This is a genomic window from Arthrobacter sp. 01N442 (assembly GCF_056399345.1).
In genome coordinates, this window is record NZ_JBFTRD010000001.1 from 253735 (window position 1) to 271674 (window position 17940).

At 67.9% G+C, this 17940-nt stretch carries 16 protein-coding genes; 9 read left to right on the forward strand and 7 right to left on the reverse strand.

The window, feature by feature from the left end:
• Window positions 1-2 precede the first annotated feature (2 nt).
• From sufD to AC1DNC_RS01155, 3 genes are read right to left on the reverse strand one after another with little or no spacing between them, the layout of a single operon-like run.
• Window positions 3-1289: a Fe-S cluster assembly protein SufD gene (gene sufD / locus AC1DNC_RS01145; protein ID WP_476860733.1), complete on the reverse strand. Its 1287-nt coding sequence runs from the start codon at window positions 1287-1289 to the stop codon at window positions 3-5.
• Window positions 1289-2752, reverse strand: a complete 1464-nt coding sequence (sufB, locus tag AC1DNC_RS01150; RefSeq protein WP_476860734.1) for a Fe-S cluster assembly protein SufB — start codon at window positions 2750-2752, stop codon at window positions 1289-1291. Before sufB ends, sufD begins: the two co-directional genes overlap by 1 nt.
• A complete protein-coding gene (locus AC1DNC_RS01155; RefSeq protein WP_476860735.1) occupies window positions 2752-3573 on the reverse strand; it encodes a helix-turn-helix transcriptional regulator in 822 nt (273 codons plus the stop codon). Before AC1DNC_RS01155 ends, sufB begins: the two co-directional genes overlap by 1 nt.
• 135 nt (window positions 3574-3708) lie before the next feature.
• Here AC1DNC_RS01155 and AC1DNC_RS01160 point away from each other — a divergent pair, with 135 nt between their 5' ends.
• From AC1DNC_RS01160 to AC1DNC_RS01170, 3 genes are read left to right on the forward strand one after another with little or no spacing between them, the layout of a single operon-like run.
• Window positions 3709-4674 carry an ABC transporter ATP-binding protein gene (locus AC1DNC_RS01160; RefSeq protein WP_476860736.1) on the forward strand — a complete coding sequence of 322 codons (966 nt, stop codon included), beginning with the start codon at window positions 3709-3711 and terminating at the stop codon, window positions 4672-4674.
• A complete protein-coding gene (locus AC1DNC_RS01165; protein ID WP_476860737.1) occupies window positions 4671-5450 on the forward strand; it encodes an ABC transporter permease in 780 nt (259 codons plus the stop codon). The genes AC1DNC_RS01160 and AC1DNC_RS01165 overlap by 4 nt, the downstream gene beginning before the upstream one ends.
• Window positions 5451-5457: 7 nt before the next feature.
• A complete protein-coding gene (locus AC1DNC_RS01170; RefSeq protein WP_476860738.1) occupies window positions 5458-6402 on the forward strand; it encodes a COX15/CtaA family protein in 945 nt (314 codons plus the stop codon).
• A 128-nt stretch (window positions 6403-6530) separates the two neighbouring features.
• Here the strand turns inward: AC1DNC_RS01170 and AC1DNC_RS01175 are convergent, their stop codons facing one another.
• The gene (locus tag AC1DNC_RS01175; RefSeq protein ID WP_476860739.1) at window positions 6531-7493 is read right to left on the reverse strand and encodes a heme o synthase; all 963 of its coding nucleotides are present in this window, start codon (window positions 7491-7493) and stop codon (window positions 6531-6533) included.
• Between the two features lie 526 nt (window positions 7494-8019).
• On the opposite strand from AC1DNC_RS01175, the gene tkt reads away from it, so the two are divergent.
• The 6 genes from tkt to pgl all read left to right on the forward strand — a co-directional run bounded on the left by tkt (window position 8020) and on the right by pgl (window position 16308).
• Window positions 8020-10137: a transketolase gene (gene tkt / locus AC1DNC_RS01180; RefSeq protein ID WP_476860740.1), complete on the forward strand. Its 2118-nt coding sequence runs from the start codon at window positions 8020-8022 to the stop codon at window positions 10135-10137.
• Window positions 10138-10209: 72 nt separating this feature from the next.
• Window positions 10210-11328, forward strand: a complete 1119-nt coding sequence (gene tal / locus AC1DNC_RS01185; protein WP_476860741.1) for a transaldolase — start codon at window positions 10210-10212, stop codon at window positions 11326-11328.
• 6 nt (window positions 11329-11334) lie between these two features.
• Window positions 11335-12984: a glucose-6-phosphate isomerase gene (locus AC1DNC_RS01190; protein ID WP_476860742.1), complete on the forward strand. Its 1650-nt coding sequence runs from the start codon at window positions 11335-11337 to the stop codon at window positions 12982-12984.
• A gap of 15 nt (window positions 12985-12999) precedes the next feature.
• On the forward strand, window positions 13000-14562 hold the full coding sequence (gene zwf, locus AC1DNC_RS01195) for a glucose-6-phosphate dehydrogenase (RefSeq protein WP_476860743.1): 1563 nt from the start codon (window positions 13000-13002) through the stop codon (window positions 14560-14562).
• The gene (locus AC1DNC_RS01200; protein WP_476860744.1) at window positions 14559-15500 is read left to right on the forward strand and encodes a glucose-6-phosphate dehydrogenase assembly protein OpcA; all 942 of its coding nucleotides are present in this window, start codon (window positions 14559-14561) and stop codon (window positions 15498-15500) included. The genes zwf and AC1DNC_RS01200 overlap by 4 nt, the downstream gene beginning before the upstream one ends.
• Window positions 15490-16308 (forward strand): 6-phosphogluconolactonase, encoded by an 819-nt coding sequence (pgl, locus tag AC1DNC_RS01205; protein ID WP_476860745.1) that lies wholly within the window; start codon window positions 15490-15492, stop codon window positions 16306-16308. The genes AC1DNC_RS01200 and pgl overlap by 11 nt, the downstream gene beginning before the upstream one ends.
• Here pgl and AC1DNC_RS01210 read toward each other — a convergent pair.
• The 3 genes from AC1DNC_RS01210 to tpiA form a co-directional block, all read right to left on the reverse strand.
• Window positions 16261-16653: an RNA polymerase-binding protein RbpA gene (locus AC1DNC_RS01210; protein ID WP_476860746.1), complete on the reverse strand. Its 393-nt coding sequence runs from the start codon at window positions 16651-16653 to the stop codon at window positions 16261-16263. The two genes, pgl and AC1DNC_RS01210, sit on opposite strands and share 48 nt — an antisense overlap.
• Before the next feature lie 116 nt (window positions 16654-16769).
• Window positions 16770-17027, reverse strand: a complete 258-nt coding sequence (secG, locus tag AC1DNC_RS01215; RefSeq protein ID WP_476860747.1) for a preprotein translocase subunit SecG — start codon at window positions 17025-17027, stop codon at window positions 16770-16772.
• A gap of 49 nt (window positions 17028-17076) precedes the next feature.
• Entirely contained in the window at window positions 17077-17892 is an 816-nt protein-coding gene (gene tpiA / locus AC1DNC_RS01220; protein WP_476860748.1) for a triose-phosphate isomerase, read from the reverse strand.
• Window positions 17893-17940: the final 48 nt, after the last annotated feature.

The following is a 17940-nucleotide window of genomic DNA, read 5'->3' on the forward strand; positions in this document are numbered from 1 at the left end:
CACTAGTTATCCGTTGCGGCGAGCTCGCGCTCGACGGCGGCGGTGAGGCGTTCCTCGATGGCGGGAACCTTGATCTGCTGGATGATCTCGTTCAGGAAGCCGCGGACCACCAGTCGGCGGGCCACCTTTTCCGGAATACCGCGGGCCATCAGATAGAACAGGTGCTCATCGTCGAAACGGCCGGTGGCGCTGGCGTGGCCTGCGCCGGCGATCAGGCCGGTTTCAATCTCGAGGTTCGGCACGGAGTCCGCGCGGGCGCCGTCGGTGAGGACCAGGTTGCGGTTGGCCTCGTAGGTGTCGGTGCCTTCTGCTTCCTTGCGGATCAGGACGTCACCCACCCAGACGGTGTGCGCGTTGCGGCCCTGCAGGGCGCCCTTGTAGAGCACATTGGACTTGCAGTTCGCGACGGCGTGGTCAACGAAGAGGCGCTGCTCAAGGTGCTGGCCAGCGTCGGCGAAGTACAGTCCGAACAGCTCCGCTTCGGCGCCTGGGGCGGTGAAGCGGGCCGACGGCGTGACGCGGACCAGGTCCCCGCCGAGGCTGACGACGATGTGCTTGAACTTGGCGTCGCGGCCGAGCTTTGCCTGCTGCGAGGAGGCGTGCACGGCGTCGTCGTTCCATTCCTGGAGCGAGATGACGGTCAGCTGCGCGCCGTCCTCAACCAGGATTTCGATGTTTTCCGAAACGACGGCGGTGCCCTGGTGGTCCAGGACGACGACGGCCTTGGAGAACTTCTCTGCGACGATCACGACGTGCTGCGCGGACGCCCCGGTGCCCTGGCCGGTCAGGACCACGCTGACTTCGCCTTCGGCCTGGACCTCGGCGGGCACCGTGATGACGGTGGCCTCGGTGAAGTTCTCCCAGGCGTTGGCGGAGACCCGGTCCTCCGGGATGGCAGCCGAGCCGATGCGGGCATCGTCGCGGCCGACGGTCTCGACCCGGACGCTGTCCGGGCCAGTGACGGCCACGGCCGGTGCCGTGCCGTTGAGGACGTCGGTGTGCAGGCCGCGGAGGCGCTTGAGCGGGGTGAACCGCCAGTCTTCCTCCATGCCGGTGAGCGGCTTGAAATCCGCCAGCTTGTAGGAGGTGAGCCGGCCGGCGCGTGAGCTGTCCGGAACGCCGACGCCGCCGCCGTGCGAGTGGCGCTTGACGGCCTCGCCGCCCAGGGGCGACTTGGACTCCGCGGCGTTCAGCGGTGAGAGGCTTTCGCCTTCCTCGGTGAAACCGTTGATGAACGGCTGGGCTGAGGGCGCGCCGATGCGTGCCTTTTCGGTAGTGATGTCAGTCATTAACCGACCGATCCTTCCATCTGCAGTTCAATCAGGCGGTTCAGCTCGAGGGCGTATTCCATCGGCAGTTCGCGGGCAATCGGTTCGATGAAGCCGCGGACGATCATCGCCATGGCTTCGTCTTCGCGCATGCCGCGGGACATCAGGTAGAAGAGCTGCTCTTCACTGACGCGCGAGACCGTGGCCTCGTGGCCCATGGTGACGTCGTCCTCGCGGATGTCGATGTACGGGTAGGTGTCCGAGCGGCTGATGGTGTCCACCAGCAGCGCGTCGCAACGGACCGTGTTGGCCGAGTGCTTGGCGCCCTCGCGGACCTGGACCAGGCCGCGGTAGGCGGCCCGGCCGCCGCCGCGTGCCACGGACTTGGAGATGATCGAGCTCTTGGTGTTGGGTGCGATGTGGACCATCTTGGAACCGGTGTCCTGGTGCTGGCCCTCACCGGCGAACGCGATCGAGAGGGTCTCGCCCTTGGCGCCTTCGCCCACGAGGTAGACGGCCGGGTACTTCATGGTGACCTTGGAACCGATGTTGCCGTCGATCCACTCCATCGTGGCGCCCTCTTCGCAGATGGCGCGCTTGGTGACCAGGTTGTACACGTTGTTGGACCAGTTCTGGATGGTCGTGTAGCGGACGCGGGCGCCCTTCTTCACGACGATCTCCACGACGGCGGAGTGCAGCGAGTCCGAGGTGTAGATCGGCGCCGTGCAGCCCTCGATGTAGTGAACGTAGGAATCCTCGTCCGCGATGATCAGGGTGCGCTCGAACTGGCCCATGTTTTCCGTGTTGATGCGGAAGTAGGCCTGCAGCGGGATGTCCACGTGCACGCCCTTGGGCACGTACACGAAGGAACCGCCGGACCAGACGGCCGTGTTCAGCGAGGCGAACTTGTTGTCGCCCACCGGGATGATGGTGCCGAAGTACTCCTGGAAGATCTCCGGGTGTTCGCGCAGGGCGGTGTCCGTGTCCAGGAAGATGACGCCCTGGGCTTCCAGGTCCTCGCGGATCTGGTGGTAGACAACCTCGGACTCGTACTGCGCGGCGACGCCGGAAACCAGGCGGCTGCGCTCGGCTTCCGGGATGCCCAGCTTCTCGTAGGTGTTCCGGATGTCCTCAGGCAGGTCCTCCCAGCTGGCGGCCTGCTTCTCCGTGGAGCGCACGAAGTACTTGATGTTGTCGAAGTCGATGCCCGACAGGTCCGCACCCCAGGTGGGCATGGGCTTGCGGTCGAAGTACTTCAGACCCTTGAGGCGCAGGTCCAGCATCCACTCGGGTTCGTTCTTCTTGGCCGAGATGTCACGGACAACGTCCTCATCGATACCACGGCGGGCGTTGGCGCCGACGTCGGTCTTGTCGGCCCAGCCGTACTCGTAGGTGCCGATTCCGTGGAGCTCGGGATTCTTTTCCAGAATCTCCGAGATCACAGTGGATTCAGCAACCTTCTTCTCTGATAGTTGGTCCGTCATCACGGCCTTTCTTGCAGATGGTTGGATACTTCGTCCGGGTTGCCCGGGCCCGCGGGGCTGGGAGCCCCGACGGCGGCCGGACGGCCCGTAGGTATGTGGGTGGTGCAGACATGCCCGCCGCGTGCCAGCGTGGAGAGCCGGCGCACGTCGACGCCGACCAGCCGGGAGAACAGTTCAGTCTCCACATCGCAGAACACGGGGAACTGTGCAGCGAGCTGCTGGATGGGGCAGTGTCCCTGGCAGAGCTGAACACTGGAAAGGGCGGCCGGCAGCGGTGCCTTGGCCTCGATCGACTGCGCCGAGGCGACAAATCCGTCGCGGCTCAGGGCCTCAGACAACGCCTGGGCGCGGGCCGTGATGTCGGCACCCGCGCGCTCGATTTCCGGCGCGTAGCGGCGTTCCATCTCGGCGAAACGCTCGACGGCGAACTCCCGTACCGCGTCGTCGCCGGCCATTTCGCCGAGCCGGCGCAGCGCGGAACTGGCGATGTCGAGGTAGTCATTGCCCAGTGTCGACTGGCCCTGCGAGCTGAGCACGTAGCGTCGAGCGGGACGTCCGGCGCCGGCGCCCGCACGGGAGGCGCGCTTGACCTCGATCACGCCGTGGCGGGAGAGGTGGTCCAGGTGGCGGCGGACCGCTGCCGGAGTGAAACCCAGCAGCTCGCCAAGCTCCGCGGCGCTGATCGGGCCGTGTTCCAGCACTGCCGCCAGGACACGGTCCCGGGTGCGTTCCTCCGCGTCGGCGGCGGTTGCCGCCGGCACTGCTGCGCGGACTGACGAGCCCTCGGAAGGCCCGGCTGACTCCGCGCGCGTGGCAGGCACGGCAGAAGTAGTTGGACTCATGGAATACACAACACAATCATGTCGTAATTTACTCCCCCGATCCAGTAAGGCATGGCTTTCCTGGCACCGGCTGCCGATCGGGGCACGCCCTACTACATCACGTAGAATGCTTTGGTGCGATCTCCCGAATCTCCCGCCCTGACAATCAGCGGGCTCATCAAGGATGTTGGCCCACTGCCCAGCCTCGACGGCAAAATGCTGCGTGTGGTCAGCGGAGTCTCCCTTGTTGCCGAGCGAGGCCAGGTGACCGCCCTGCTGGGCGCGAACGGAGCCGGCAAAACAACGACCATCGAATGCGCCCAGGGCCTGCAGAAGCGGACCGGCGGCAGCATCAGCCTGCTCGGCCAAGACCCGGACACGGCCGGGGCCGAGCTGCGCGCCCGCGTCGGCGTCATGCTCCAGGACGGCGGCCTGCCGCCGTCGGCCCGCCCGATCCCGCTGCTCAGGCATATCGCCGGCATGTACCAGGACCCGTGGCCGGTGGACGAGCTCGTGGCGCGCCTGGGCATTGACGCTTTCAGCCGGACCTCCGTGCGGCGCCTCTCCGGCGGCCAGAAACAACGCCTGGCCCTGGCCGCAGCCCTGGTGGGCCGGCCCGAGGTGCTCTTCCTCGATGAGCCCAGCGCCGGCCTGGACCCGCAGTCCCGCCAGTTGGTCTTCGAGCTGATCGCCGAACTGCGGGACCGCGGAATGGCCATCGTCCTCACGACCCACCTCATGGACGACGCCCAGCGCCTGGCCGACTACGTGTACATCATCGAAGCCGGCCGGAATGTCGCCGAAGGCACGGTCGCGCAACTGCTGCAGCACGAACTGGCTGCCGCCGGCGAACAGCACATTAGGACGCTGCACTTCGAGGCCGAGCCCGGGCTGGACCTGGCCGGCGTCCTGCCGGCCGACGTCGAAATCCGGGAAACACGCGCCGGGAGCTACAGCGCCACCGGTGCGCTGACGCCCGCCGACCTCGCCGCCGTCACGGCATGGTGGGCGGAACGAGGCATCATGCCCGCCTCGATGAGCCTGGCTGCCCGCAGCCTCGAGGACGTCTTCCTCGACATCTCCGGAAGGGAGACCCGATGAGCTCCGCCCCCGCCACCGTCGGCGTACCGCTGGGCAGTGCGCCCGCTCCCCTGTTGCGCCGGATTCTGCTGCAGGGCAAGTACGAGACCGTGACCATGCTCCGCAACGGCGAGCAACTGATCCTGGCGATCATCCTGCCGCTGCTGGCCCTCGTGGGCCTGACCGTCACTCCCCTGCTGGACGGCCTTGGTTCGAGCCGGGTGAACGTCGCGGTGCCGGGCATCCTGGCCCTGTGCGCCATGTCCACCGCCTTCACCGGGCAGGGAATTTCCACCGGCTTCGACCGGCGCTACGGTGTGCTGCGTTTCCTCTCCACCACACCGCTGGGCCGCACGGGCCTGATCCTGGGCAAGGTGCTCGCCGTGCTTGCGGTGCTGCTGCTGCAGGTGCTGGTGGTCTCCGCAGTCGCCCTGCCGCTGGGCTGGCGGCCTTCGGTGCCGGGACTGCTGCCCGGGCTGGTGCTGCTGGTCCTTGGCGCGGCAGCCTTCACCGCCCTGGGCCTGCTCGTGGCGGGCACGGTCCGGCCCGAGGCCACCCTGGCGATCACCAACCTGCTGTGGATCCTGCTCGGCGCCCTTGGCGGCATCGTTATTCCGGCCGAACGCCTCCCGGCCCTCGCGCAGGCGATCGTGCACTTCCTTCCCTCCGGCGCGCTGGGCCAGGCGCTGCGGGACGCTTTCCTGCACGGCAGCGTCAATTTTGCCGCCGTCTTTGTCCTGCTGCTCTGGACGGCGATCGCCGGCTTCGCAGCAACCCGTTGGTTCAAGTGGAATTGAGAAAACTGTGAGTACGGCGTCCCGCCCTTCCCGGATCGTGTCCAGGATTTCCTCCCGGCTGCCCGTCACCGTCGACAAGACGGTCCGCCGGCTGGCCGTGCTGTCCCTGATCGGCCAGATCGTGCTGGTGGTGACCGGCGGAGCGGTCCGCCTCACTGCCTCCGGCCTGGGCTGCCCCACCTGGCCGCGCTGCACCGACGGCTCGCTGGTGAATACCCCGGAAATGGGTATCCACGGCATCATCGAATTCGGCAACAGGACCCTGACCTTCGCCCTGGCCGCCGTCGCCGTCGCGATGCTGGTTTTCCTGTGGAACCTGCGCAAGGAACGCCGTGACCTCTTCGGGTTGGCCCTCGGCCTGTTGGCGAGCATCCCGGCCCAGGCCGTGATTGGCGGCATCACCGTGCTCACCCAGTTGAACCCCTGGGTGGTGGGCCTGCACTTCCTCGTCTCGATGGCGCTGGTGGTCCTCGCGACCCTGCTCGTCAACCGGGCCTACGGCAGGACCGGAAAGTTCCGCACGCGTGAGCTCCCCGTGCTGCCGGGCGCCGCCCGTCCGGTGCTGACCGCCACAGCCCTGATCTCCGCCGTCGCTGTGTGCCTCGGCGTCGTGGTCACCGGTGCCGGCCCGCACGCCGGCGACGCGAATGCGCCGCGCAACAACCTGGACTGGGACCTGTTCTCACACATCCACGCCGTCCCCGCCTACCTGGTAACCGCCGGGGCCCTGTTCGGCGTCTTCCTGGTGGTCCGCGGCCGCATCACGGGCCTGTTCCGCAGCGCCGTGTTCATGCTCCTTGGCGTCACCGTGCTGCAGGCGGTCATCGGCTTCACTCAGTACTACAACGGCATCCCCGCGCTGCTGGTCGGCGCCCACATGCTCGGCGCGGCCCTGCTGATGGCCGCGTCCACCAATGCGGCGGACATCGCCCGCAGCAGCCCGGTTAACTAGCCCAGTCAACTAGGCCGGGCAGGAACCCCGACTAGCGGCGCCGCCCGCGCCCCAAAAAGAAGAACCCCGGTCCGTTTGGACCGGGGTTCTCTTGTCATGCCCGGGCGGAACGCCCCGTGGCCGGCTGCCTAGCCGCCGACGATGGCGGATCCGATGAACGGGTCGACAGCCAGTGCGATGAAGAGCAGGGTGAGGTAGCTGATCGATCCGTGGAAGACCTTCATGGCGCCCTTGTTGGAGACGTCCCCGGCCTGCGCGCGCTTGTAGAGGGCGTGCGACTCGTACAGGAACCAGGCACCGGCAGCCACTGCGGTGACGGTGTAAACCCAGCCGGCCCCGCCGACCGGGATCAGCAGCAGCGAGCAGGCAACCATGGCCCACGCGTAGAGCACCACCTGCACCGACACAACCTTGGCGCCGGCGATTGCGCCCAGCATCGGCACGTTGGCGTTGCGGTAGTCCTCGCCGTAGCGCATGGACAGCGGCCAGTAGTGCGGCGGCGTCCACAGGAAAATCACCATGAAGAGGACGACGGCGGGCCATTCCACCGTGTTGGTCACGGCGGCCCAGGCGATCAGCACCGGGAAGCAGCCCGCGGCGCCGCCCCAGACGATGTTCTGCGCGGTACGGCGCTTGAGGATCATGGTGTAGATCACCACATAGAACACGATGGCGCCGAGCCCCAGCCAGGCCGAAAGCGGGTTGGCGCCGAACCAGAGGATCGCGATCGCGGCTGCACCGAGGAGCCAGGAGAACACGAGGGCTTCGCGCGGCGTGACCTCGCCGGTAACCAGCGGCCGGTTCTCCGTCCGGTGCATCAGTTTGTCGATGTCCCGGTCGATGTAGCAGTTGAAGGAACCGGCGCTGCCGGCGGCAAAGGCTCCGCCCACGAGTGTCGCCAGGATCAGGCCCAGGGACGGGAATCCGCGCTCGGCGTAAATCATGGTGGGCAGGGTGCTGACCAGCAGGAGTTCGATGACCCGGGGTTTCGTGAGCGCCAGGTAGGCCTTGGCTTTGCGGCCGAAACCGATTCGGCCCGGGGCCGGGGAGGCGTTTAGCGGCGTATCTGTTGTGCTCACGGTGGCAGTCACTCTGTTCTGTCTGGCTGTTCAGTCCGGCTGGTCGTCGCAGTACGTCCTAGATCCGGCGCACTGCGTTCGGAGGGGGTCCACGCGCAGTGCACAGGCATGTCCTCGCCCCCGTTGGTAGCCACGCACCATCATACCGTGGCAGCACCGGCGTCCCGGTACTCCCGGAAGCCGCTGGAATCCGCCCGGTGTCCTGCCGGAATTCCGGCAGGTTAACGCGGCCTCACAGCCGCTGCGGCACGCGGTGATTCATATAAGCCCAAAATCAGGTCCAATTCGTGAGATGTACGCTGCCCGGCAGGTGGAATGGGGCTAAGCTGTCAGACAGATCAGCACGCACGGGCGGCTGCCCTCCAACGGCGCTCCCTGCCTCTGCGCATGCGACTGAATGATAGATCAACGTTTCGATGGTGAACGGCTGGTACGAACCGCAGCGGGCACCGAACTGTGCCCCGGCGGACAGCTCCCAGAGGGAAAACCCGTACCGCCGGCCGTCAGCACAGAGAGGGGCCCGGTTTTCGTGCCACATTTGGAAGAGCAAGAACTGTCATGGACTCATCTGGACCAGCGTGCCGTGGACACCGTCCGCATACTTGCGGCGGATGCGGTGGAGAAGGTCGGCAACGGCCACCCAGGCACGGCCATGAGCCTCGCGCCGGCCGCCTACCTGCTCTTCCAGAAGTTGATGCGCCACGATCCGGCGAACCCGGAGTGGCTGGGCCGCGACCGGTTCATCCTCTCCCCCGGCCACACGTCCCTGACGCTCTACATCCAGCTCTTCCTCTCCGGCTACGGCCTGGAGCTGAAGGACCTTGAGTCGCTGCGCACCTGGGGTTCGCTGACCCCGGGCCACCCGGAGTACAAGCACACCAAGGGCGTGGAGATCACCACCGGCCCGCTCGGCCAGGGTCTGGCATCCGCCGTCGGCTTCGCGTACTCGCAGCGCCGTATGCGCGGACTGTTCGACGCGGACGCCGCCGAGGGCACCAGCCCGTTCGATCACACCATCTGGGTGATCGCCTCCGACGGCGACCTGCAGGAAGGCGTCACGTCTGAAGCCTCCTCGCTCGCCGGCCACCAGGAGCTGGGGAACCTCGTGGTGATTTACGACGAGAACCACATCAGCATCGAGGACGACACTGACGTGGCGTTCACCGAGGACGTCCTGGCCCGCTACGAGGCCTACGGCTGGCACACCCAGCGCGTCGACTGGACCCGCACCGGCGAGTACAAGGAGGACGTGGCCGAACTGCACGCCGCCCTGCTCGCCGCGAAGGCCGAGACGGGCAAGCCCTCCATCATCTCGCTGCGCACCATCATCGGCTGGCCGGCGCCGAAGAAGCAGAACACCGGCAAGATCCACGGCTCGGCCCTGGGCGCCGAGGAAGTCGCGGGCCTGAAGAAGGTCCTCGGCTTCGACCCGGAGCGCAGCTTCCAGGTCGACGACGAGATCCTGGCCCACACCCGCGAGGCGCAGGCCCGCGGCGCCGCGGCCCGGACCGAGTGGCAGGAATCCTTCGACGCCTGGCAGTCGGCCAACCCCGAGGCGGCCGCCCTGCTCGAGCGCGTCGAAGCGCGGAAGCTCCCGGCCGAACTCGACGCCGCCCTTCCGGTCTTCGAGGCCGGCAAGGACGTCTCCACCCGCGCCGCGTCCGGCAAGGTCCTGAACGCCATCGGCCCGGTCATGCCCGAACTCTGGGGCGGCTCCGCCGACCTCGCCGAGTCCAACAACACCACCATCGAAGGCTCGCCCTCGTTCATCCCCGCGTCCCGGCAGACCGAGGCGTGGAAGGGCAACCCCTACGGCCGGGTGCTGCACTTCGGCATCCGCGAGCACGCCGCCGCGTCGATCGTGAACGGCATCAGCCTCGCCGGGGCCACCCGGGCGTTCTCCGGCACGTTCCTGATCTTCTCGGACTACCAGCGCCCCGCGATCCGGCTGGGCGCCCTGATGGGTGTCCCGTCCCTCTACGTCTGGACGCACGACTCGATCGGCCTCGGCGAGGACGGCCCGACCCACCAGCCGGTGGAGCAGCTCGCCTCGCTCCGGGCGATCCCGGGCCTGGACGTGGTCCGCCCCGGCGACGCCAACGAGGTCGCCGCGGCCTGGAAGGTCATGCTCGAAAACCACGAGAACCCGGCCGGCATCGTGCTGACCCGGCAGAACATCCCCACCTACGCCCGCGGCACCGGCGACGCCGAGGGAGACACCTTCGCCTCGACCGCCGGCGTGGCGCGCGGCGGCTATGTCCTCGCCGAAGCTTCCGCCAACGGCCAGAGCACCGACGCGCAGGTCATCCTGATCGGCACCGGTTCCGAGGTCCAGCTCGCCGTTGAGGCCCGCGAGGCCCTGCAGGCCGAAGGCATCCCCACCCGGGTTGTCTCCATGCCGTGCGTGGAATGGTTCAACAAGCAGGACGCCGCTTACCGCGACGCCGTGCTCCCCGCCGGCGTCAAGGCCCGCGTCTCGGTCGAAGCCGGGCTCGCCCTGGGCTGGAAGGAATTCGTCGGCGACGCCGGCCGCTCCATCAGCCTCGAGCACTTCGGCGCCTCGGCCGACTACAAGCGGCTCTTCCAGGAATTCGGAATCACCGCCGAAGCCGTGGCCGCCGCCGCCAAGGAATCCCTCGCCGGCCTCACGGCCTGAGACCCAACTTCACGCTTTCCGGGCCGCCGCCGCCGAATCGACGGCGGCGGCCCCAGACTTCAGGAGTCACACATGAACACCACCCCCACGCAACAGCTTTCCGACGCCGGCGTTTCCATCTGGCTCGATGACCTCTCCCGCGGCCGCCTCGCCACCGGCACGCTGCGCAAGCTGATCGAAGAGAAGAACGTCGTCGGCGTCACCACCAACCCGAGCATCTTCCACGCCGCCATCACGGCCGGCACCGACTACGACGCCAAGATCAAGGAAATGGCTGCCGCCGGCGCCAGCGTCGAGGAGACCGTCTTCGCGATCACCACCACGGACGTCGCCGACGCCTGCGAGCTGTTCGCCCCGGTGGCCGCAGCCACGAACGGCGTCGACGGCCGCGTCTCGATCGAGGTAGACCCGCGCCTCGCCTGGGACACCGCCGGCACCATCACCGAAGCCAAGGAACTCTACGGCCAGGTCAACAAGGACAACGTCCTGATCAAGATCCCCGCCACGCTCGAAGGCCTTGAGGCGATCACCGCCACGCTGGCCAGCGGCATCAGCGTCAACGTGACGCTTATCTTCTCGCTCGAGCGCTACCGCGCCGTGATCAACGCCTTCCAGAGCGGACTCGAGCAGGCCAAGGAAAACGGCCACGACCTGTCCAAGATCCACTCGGTGGCGTCCTTCTTCGTCTCCCGCGTGGACACGGAAATCGACAAGCGACTGGACGCGATCGGCACCGATGAAGCCAAGGCACTCAAGGGCAAGGCCGGCCTGGCCAACGCCCGCCTGGCGTACCAGGTCTACCAGGAGCTGTTCTCCACCGAGCGCTGGGCCCTGCTTGCCGAAGCCGGCGCGCGGCCGCAGCGCCCGCTCTGGGCGTCCACCGGCGTCAAGGATCCGGCCTACCCGGACACCCTGTACGTGACCGAACTCGTCGCCCCCGGCGTCGTCAACACCATGCCGGAAAAGACCTTGGACGCCACCTACGACCACGGCGCCATCACCGGAGACACGATCACCCGCGGCTACGACGATGCGAACGCGACCCTCAACGCCCTCGATGCCCTCGGCATTTCCTACAACGAAGTCGTCGCCCTGCTCGAGTCCGAAGGCCTCGACAAGTTTGTGGCAAGCTGGAAGGAACTGCTGGCCGACGTCGAGGTCGCCCTCGCCGCTGCACGGAAGGACGCATAGTCCCCCATGACCACTCTCAGCTACGACGCCACGGGCGCCGCCCGCCAGGCCCATGAACAGCACCTGCCCGCCCTGCTGGAGGAACGGGTCGCCACCCGGATCTTCGCCAAGGATGCCACCCTGTGGGGTCCGGACGCCGAAGCCGAGGCCGCGGTCCGGCTCGGCTGGGTGGAAGCCGCCACCGTTTCCCAGCCGCTGGTAGCCGATATCCTGGCCCTCCGGGACGCCCTCCGCGCCGAGGGTGTGACCCGGATTGTCCTGTGCGGCATGGGTGGTTCCTCGCTGGCCCCCGAGGTCATCGCCGGAACTGCCGGCGTCGAGCTGACGGTGCTGGACAGCACCGACCCCGAGCAGGTTGCCGCCGCCCTCGCCGACCGCCTCGCGGAGACGGCCATCGTGGTCTCCTCGAAGTCGGGTTCCACGCTGGAGACCGACTCTCAGCGCCGCGTCTTCGAGCATGCCTTCACCGAGGCGGGCCTGGACGCGAAGAGCCGGATCGTCATCGTCACGGACCCGGGCTCCCCGCTGGACAAGGCCTCCCGCGAGGCCGGCTACCGGGCGGTCTTCAACGCCGACCCCAATGTCGGCGGCCGCTACTCCGCGCTGACCGCCTTCGGGCTGGTGCCGTGCGGACTCGCCGGCGTGGACATCCAGGCCTTCCTGGACGAAGCCGAGGAAACGGCCGAGATCCTCAACGACGACAGCGAGGAGAACATCGGCCTCGCCCTCGGCGCCGCGCTGGGCGGCACCAACCCGCTGCGCGACAAGATCGTCATCGCCGAGGACGGCTCCGGGATCGCAGGGTTCGCCGACTGGGCGGAACAGCTCATTGCCGAATCCACCGGCAAGCTCGGCACCGGCGTGCTGCCGGTCGTCGCGGACCCGGACGCGCCGGAGGTCACCGGCGGCGCCGCTGACGTGCTGGTGGTCCGGCTGGTGGCAGCCGACGCCGACGTCGAACTCGGCGACAACGAGGCTGCCATCGCCGGCGGCCTCGCCGCGCAAATGATGACCTGGGAATTCGCCACCGCCGTCGCGGGGCGGCTGCTCGGTATCAACCCCTTCGACCAGCCCGACGTTGAAGCCGCCAAGGTGGCCGCGCGCGGACTGCTGGACGCCCAGCCCGAACCCACACCGGCCAACTTCACCGACGGCGCGATCGAGGTCCGCGGCGGCGATTGGCTGGGCGGCTCGGGTACCGCGGCCGAAGCGGTCAGCGCGTTGCTGGGCCAGCTCGGCCAGGACGGCTACCTCAGCGTCCAGGCCTACTTCGACCGGCTCAACTACGCTCCGCTGGAGGGCATCCGGGACGAACTCGCCGCCCTCAGCGGCCGCCCTGTCACCTTCGGCTGGGGCCCGAGGTTCCTGCACTCCACCGGTCAGTTCCACAAGGGCGGACCGGCCATCGGAGTGTTCCTGCAAATCACGGCAGCGTCCGCCACGGATCTCGGCATCCCGGACCGTCCGTTCACCTTTGGCGAGCTCATCTCGGCGCAGGCCGCCGGTGACGCGCAGGTCCTTGGCGAACATGGTCGGCCGGTGCTCCGGCTCCACCTCACGGACCGTGCCGCCGGCGTCCGCCAGCTGCAGCAGCTCGTTTCCTCGCTGGCCGGCCCTTCAACCGCCGGCAGCACCGCGTCCTCCACCGAAAGCTAAGGCACCACAGCAACCATGCCACTCTCGCAAAACGGCGGCCCTAAGCCCGCGGGCCGGGGGCGCAATCCGCTCCGCGACCCGCGGGACCGCCGACTGAACCGCATCGCCGGCCCCTCCTCACTGGTGCTCTTCGGCGTTACCGGTGACCTCGCCCGCAAGAAACTCATGCCGGCCGTCTATGACCTGGCCAACCGCGGGCTCCTGCCCCCGAGCTTCGCGCTCGTCGGCTTCGCCCGGCGGCAGTGGGAGAACGAGGACTTTGCCGCCGAGGTTAAGGAATCGGTCAAGAACTACGCCCGGACACCGTTCGACGAAACGGTGTGGAAGCAGCTCTCCGAGGGCATCCGCTTCGTTCAGGGCGAGTTCGACGACGACGACGCATTCGAACGGCTGAGCGAGACCATCGACGAGCTCGACGAACAGCGCGGAACCCGGGGCAACCACGCTTTCTACCTGTCGATCCCGCCGAAGGCTTTCGAACTCGTCTGCCGGCAGCTCTCCAAGCACGGCCTCGCGCAGGCGGAGGGCGACAAGTGGCGCCGCGTCGTGATCGAGAAGCCGTTCGGGCACGACCTGGAGTCCGCCCGCCAGCTCAACGACATTGTTGAGTCGGTCTTCCCGCCGGACGCCGTATTCCGGATCGACCACTACCTCGGTAAGGAAACGGTCCAGAACATCCTGGCGCTGCGCTTCGCGAACCAGCTGTTCGAACCGTTGTGGAACGCCAACTACGTGGACCACGTCCAGATCACCATGGCGGAAGATATCGGCACGGGCGGCCGGGCCGGTTACTACGACGGCGTGGGCGCTGCCCGCGACGTCATCCAGAACCACCTGCTGCAGCTGCTGGCGTTGACCGCCATGGAAGAGCCGATCTCCTTCAACGCGGACGACCTCCGCGCCGAAAAGGAAAAGGTCCTCGCTGCCGTCCGGCTGCCGGAGGACCTCTCCATGCACTCGGCGCGCGGCCAGTTCGCCGGCGGCTGGCAGGGCGGCGAGCAGGTCCAGGGCTACCTGGAGGAGGAAGGCATCCCCGCCGACTCCACCACCGAGACGTTCGCCGCCATCCGGGTGGACATCAACACCCGGCGTTGGAGCGGGGTTCCGTTCTACCTGCGGGCCGGCAAGCGGCTGGGACGCCGGGTGACGGAGATCGCCGTCGTCTTCAAGCGCGCTCCCAACCTGCTCTTCCGCGACCACGGTGAGGACGACTTCGGCCAGAACGCGGTGGTCATCCGGGTGCAGCCCGATGAGGGCGCCACGATCCGCTTCGGTTCCAAGGTTCCCGGCACCCAGATGGAAGTCCGCGACGTAACGATGGACTTCGGCTACGGCCACTCGTTCACGGAGTCCAGTCCCGAGGCCTACGAACGGCTCATCCTGGACGTGCTGCTGGGCGAGCCCCCGCTGTTCCCGCGGCACCAGGAAGTGGAGCTCTCCTGGAAGATCCTGGACCCGTTCGAGGACTACTGGGCGAGCCTGAAGGAACAGCCGGAGCCCTACGCCCCGGGAAGCTGGGGTCCCGCCTCCGCCGATGAACTGCTCGCCCGCGACGGACGCACCTGGAGAAGGCCATGATTGTAGATCTTCCCGACACAACAACCTCCAAGATCTCGAAGAAGATCATGGCGCTGCGCGAGCAGGGCGGTGTGATCGCCCTGGGCCGCGTGCTGACCCTCGTGGTGGTGACCAAGTCCGGCCTCGAAGAGGAAGCCATCGAGGCCGCCAACGAAGCCAGCCGGGAGCACCCCTGCCGGATCATCGTCCTGGCCGACGCCGGCGCCTCCGCGCCTACCAGGCTGGACGCCCAGATCCGTGTGGGCGGCGACGCCGGCGCTTCCGAGGTCATCCTGCTCCGCGGCTACGGCGAACTGGCGGAGGAGAGCGAGTCCCTGGTGGCCGCGCTGCTCCTTCCGGACGCCCCGATCGTGGCCTGGTGGCCGCACGGCGCGCCCCGGAATGCCTGCGAGACGTCCATCGGACGGATCGCGCACCGCCGCATCACCGACTCCGCGAATGAGCCGGACCCGCTGGCTGCCCTGGACAACCTCCGCAGCACCTACAAAGCCGGCGACACGGACCTGGCCTGGACCCGCCTGACCAACTGGCGGATCCAGTTGGCCGCCGTCCTCGACCAGGTGGATTCGTCACCGGTCACCGCCGTCGCCGTCGAGGGCGCCTCCGACTCCCCCAGCACCATCCTGCTCGCGGCGTGGCTGACACTGGCGCTGGACGCTCCGGTGACGATCGTTGCCGATCCGGCCGGCACGGGGATCCGGCGGGTGCGGTTGTCCCGCACCGGGGGCGACGTGCAGCTGTTCCGGCCCGGGCTGACCGTGGCCGAACTGACCCAGCCGGGCCAGCCGGCGCAGCGCATTTCCCTGCCGCGCCGCAGCCTCAAGGACTGCCTGGCCGAGGAGCTCCGGCGCCTGGACCCGGACGAAGTCTTCGGCGAAGTGATTACTATTGGACTGCCCCGTACCAACCTAAGGAGTGTCCGTCCCAGTGAGCGCTGACCCCAGAGTAAGCATCCATCCTGACTCGACCGTCCTGATGGCGGCGATCGCGGCACGCCTGATCACCAAGCTCGTCGACATCCAGGACAAGCACGGCGAGGCCACTGTGGTGCTTACCGGCGGGACGATGGGGATCGGCTCGCTCCGGGCCGTTGCCGAGTCGCCGGCCGCCCCGGCCGTGGACTGGTCCAAGGTGAACTTCTGGTGGGGCGATGAGCGCTTCGTCGGCGCCGACGACGCCGACCGGAACGCCCGCCAGGCGCACGAGGCACTTCTTTCGCACATCGACGTCGACCCCGCGCGGGTCCACGTCCCCGGCTCGTCGGATGACTTCGGCACCCCCGAGGAGGCGGCGGCGGACTACGCCCGGCGGCTCGCCGAGGCGGCCGCGGCCGAGCACGCAGCCGACATGTCCGATGACCGTCCGGAGGAGCCCGCCAGCCTGCCGCGGCTGGACATTGTGCTGCTGGGCGTCGGCCCGGACGCCCATGTGGCCTCGCTGTTCCCCGAGCAGGCCGGGATCCGGGAGAAGGAGCTGACCGTCGTCGGCGTCCGCAACTCCCCCAAGCCGCCGCCGGCCCGGCTGTCACTCACGCTGCCGACGATCAACACCGCCAACGAGGTGTGGATGGTGGTGGCCGGCGATGACAAGGCCGGCGCGGTGGGACTGGCCCTGGCCGGTGCCAACCCTGTGCAGGTGCCGGCGGCAGGACCGCGGGGTCGGTTCCAGACGCTGTGGCTGATCGACGAGGACGCAGCCTCACGCGTCCCCGAGCAGCTCGTCCGGAAGGGCGCGTCGGGCGCGTAGCCGTTCCAGCGCTCCAGCCAGCACGTCTTCGGCGTCTTGGCTGGAGCGCCGTTCTTTAACGTATTCGAGGTGGCTCTTGAACCCCTCGACGGGCTCGTCCTCCAGCGCGAACCGGGCTTCGTCCCGGGTGGCTGGAGCGCCGCAGCGGCGGCAGTCCCACACCCCGGGGATTTGCTCCTCCGGAAGCTTGGCGAAGACGAGGGCGGTTTCGTGGCCCTTCGCGCAGCGGTAGGTGACACAGACCCGGGGTGGCGCCGCGCCGCCGTCGAGGGGCTCGTGACGGGCCGGGGCTCCGGCGATGGCACCGACGCGGATACCCCTAAATCCGGAAGCAGAATGCAGCATCGGGAACTCCTGGCTACTCGCTGGTGGATTGGCTCTTGCCAGCGACAGTGTAGTTCGGAGTTCCCGATGCGAGGGAGGGCCGCAAGGCCCCTATGGAGTTTTGGAAAAGCCGGGTATTAGGAGGCGGCGCCGGTGCTGAAGCGCATCAGCAGACCGAGGGCGATGATGACGACGCCCCAGGTGACTCCGAGGATGATCGTGAAGCGGTTGAGGTTCCGCTCGGCCACGCCCGAGGAGCTGAGTCCGGAGCTCATGCCGCCGCCGAACATATCGGACAGACCGCCGCCGCGTCCCTTGTGAAGCAGGATGAGCAGGGTCAGCAGCAGGCTGGTGATGCCCAGCAGCACCTGGAGAATGACATGAAGAACGTCCACGACGGCCTTTCAGAAGATGGGGATTGCGGGGGCCAAAGCTGTGTCCGGACTAATCCGTCAGCAGGTGACTCTCGAACCTGACAATATTAGCAAACTCGGCAGCGTCAAGGCTGGCACCGCCGACCAGCAATCCGTCGACGTCGCGTTCCTTGAGGATCGAGGCGGCGTTGTTGGCCTTGACCGAACCGCCGTAAAGCAGCCGCGTCTTGGCCGCGACCGAGGCGTCGAAGAGGGTGGCCAGCTCGGCGCGGATCGCAGCGCACATTTCCTGGGCGTCCTCCGGGCCGGCGACTTCACCGGTGCCGATGGCCCAGACGGGTTCGTAGGCAACCACCAGCTCTGCTGCCTGCTCGGCGGTGAGGCCTTCGACGCCGGCGCGGAGCTGGGCCAGCGTGTGCTCCACGTGCGTGCCCGCCTGGCGGACTTCGAGCCCTTCGCCGACGCAGAGCACCGGGGTGATGCCGTGGCGGAAGGCCGCCTTGGTCTTGGCGTTAAGGACCGCGTCGGACTCATTGTGGATGGTGCGGCGTTCGCTGTGTCCCACCAGCACGTACCGGCAGCCGAGCTTGGCGAGGAATTGCCCGGAGATGTCGCCGGTGTAGGCGCCGGAGTCGAACTGCGACAGGTCCTGGCCGCCGTAGGCGACGTCCAGTTCGTCGCCCTGGACGAGGGTCTGCACGCCGCGGAGATCGGTGAACGGCGGGAACACGGCGACCTCCACCCGGCTGTAGTCGTGCTTGGCATCGGACAGGGTCCAGGCCAGCTTCTGCAGGAGGGTGATGCCCTGAACGTGGTCCATGTTCATCTTCCAGTTGCCCGCGATGAAGGGCTTGCGGTCGAACTTGCCGTTGGTTGACGTTGTCACGTGATCTCCAAAAGATTCGTAGCAGTGAAAGAGCCGGCAGGGCGCCCG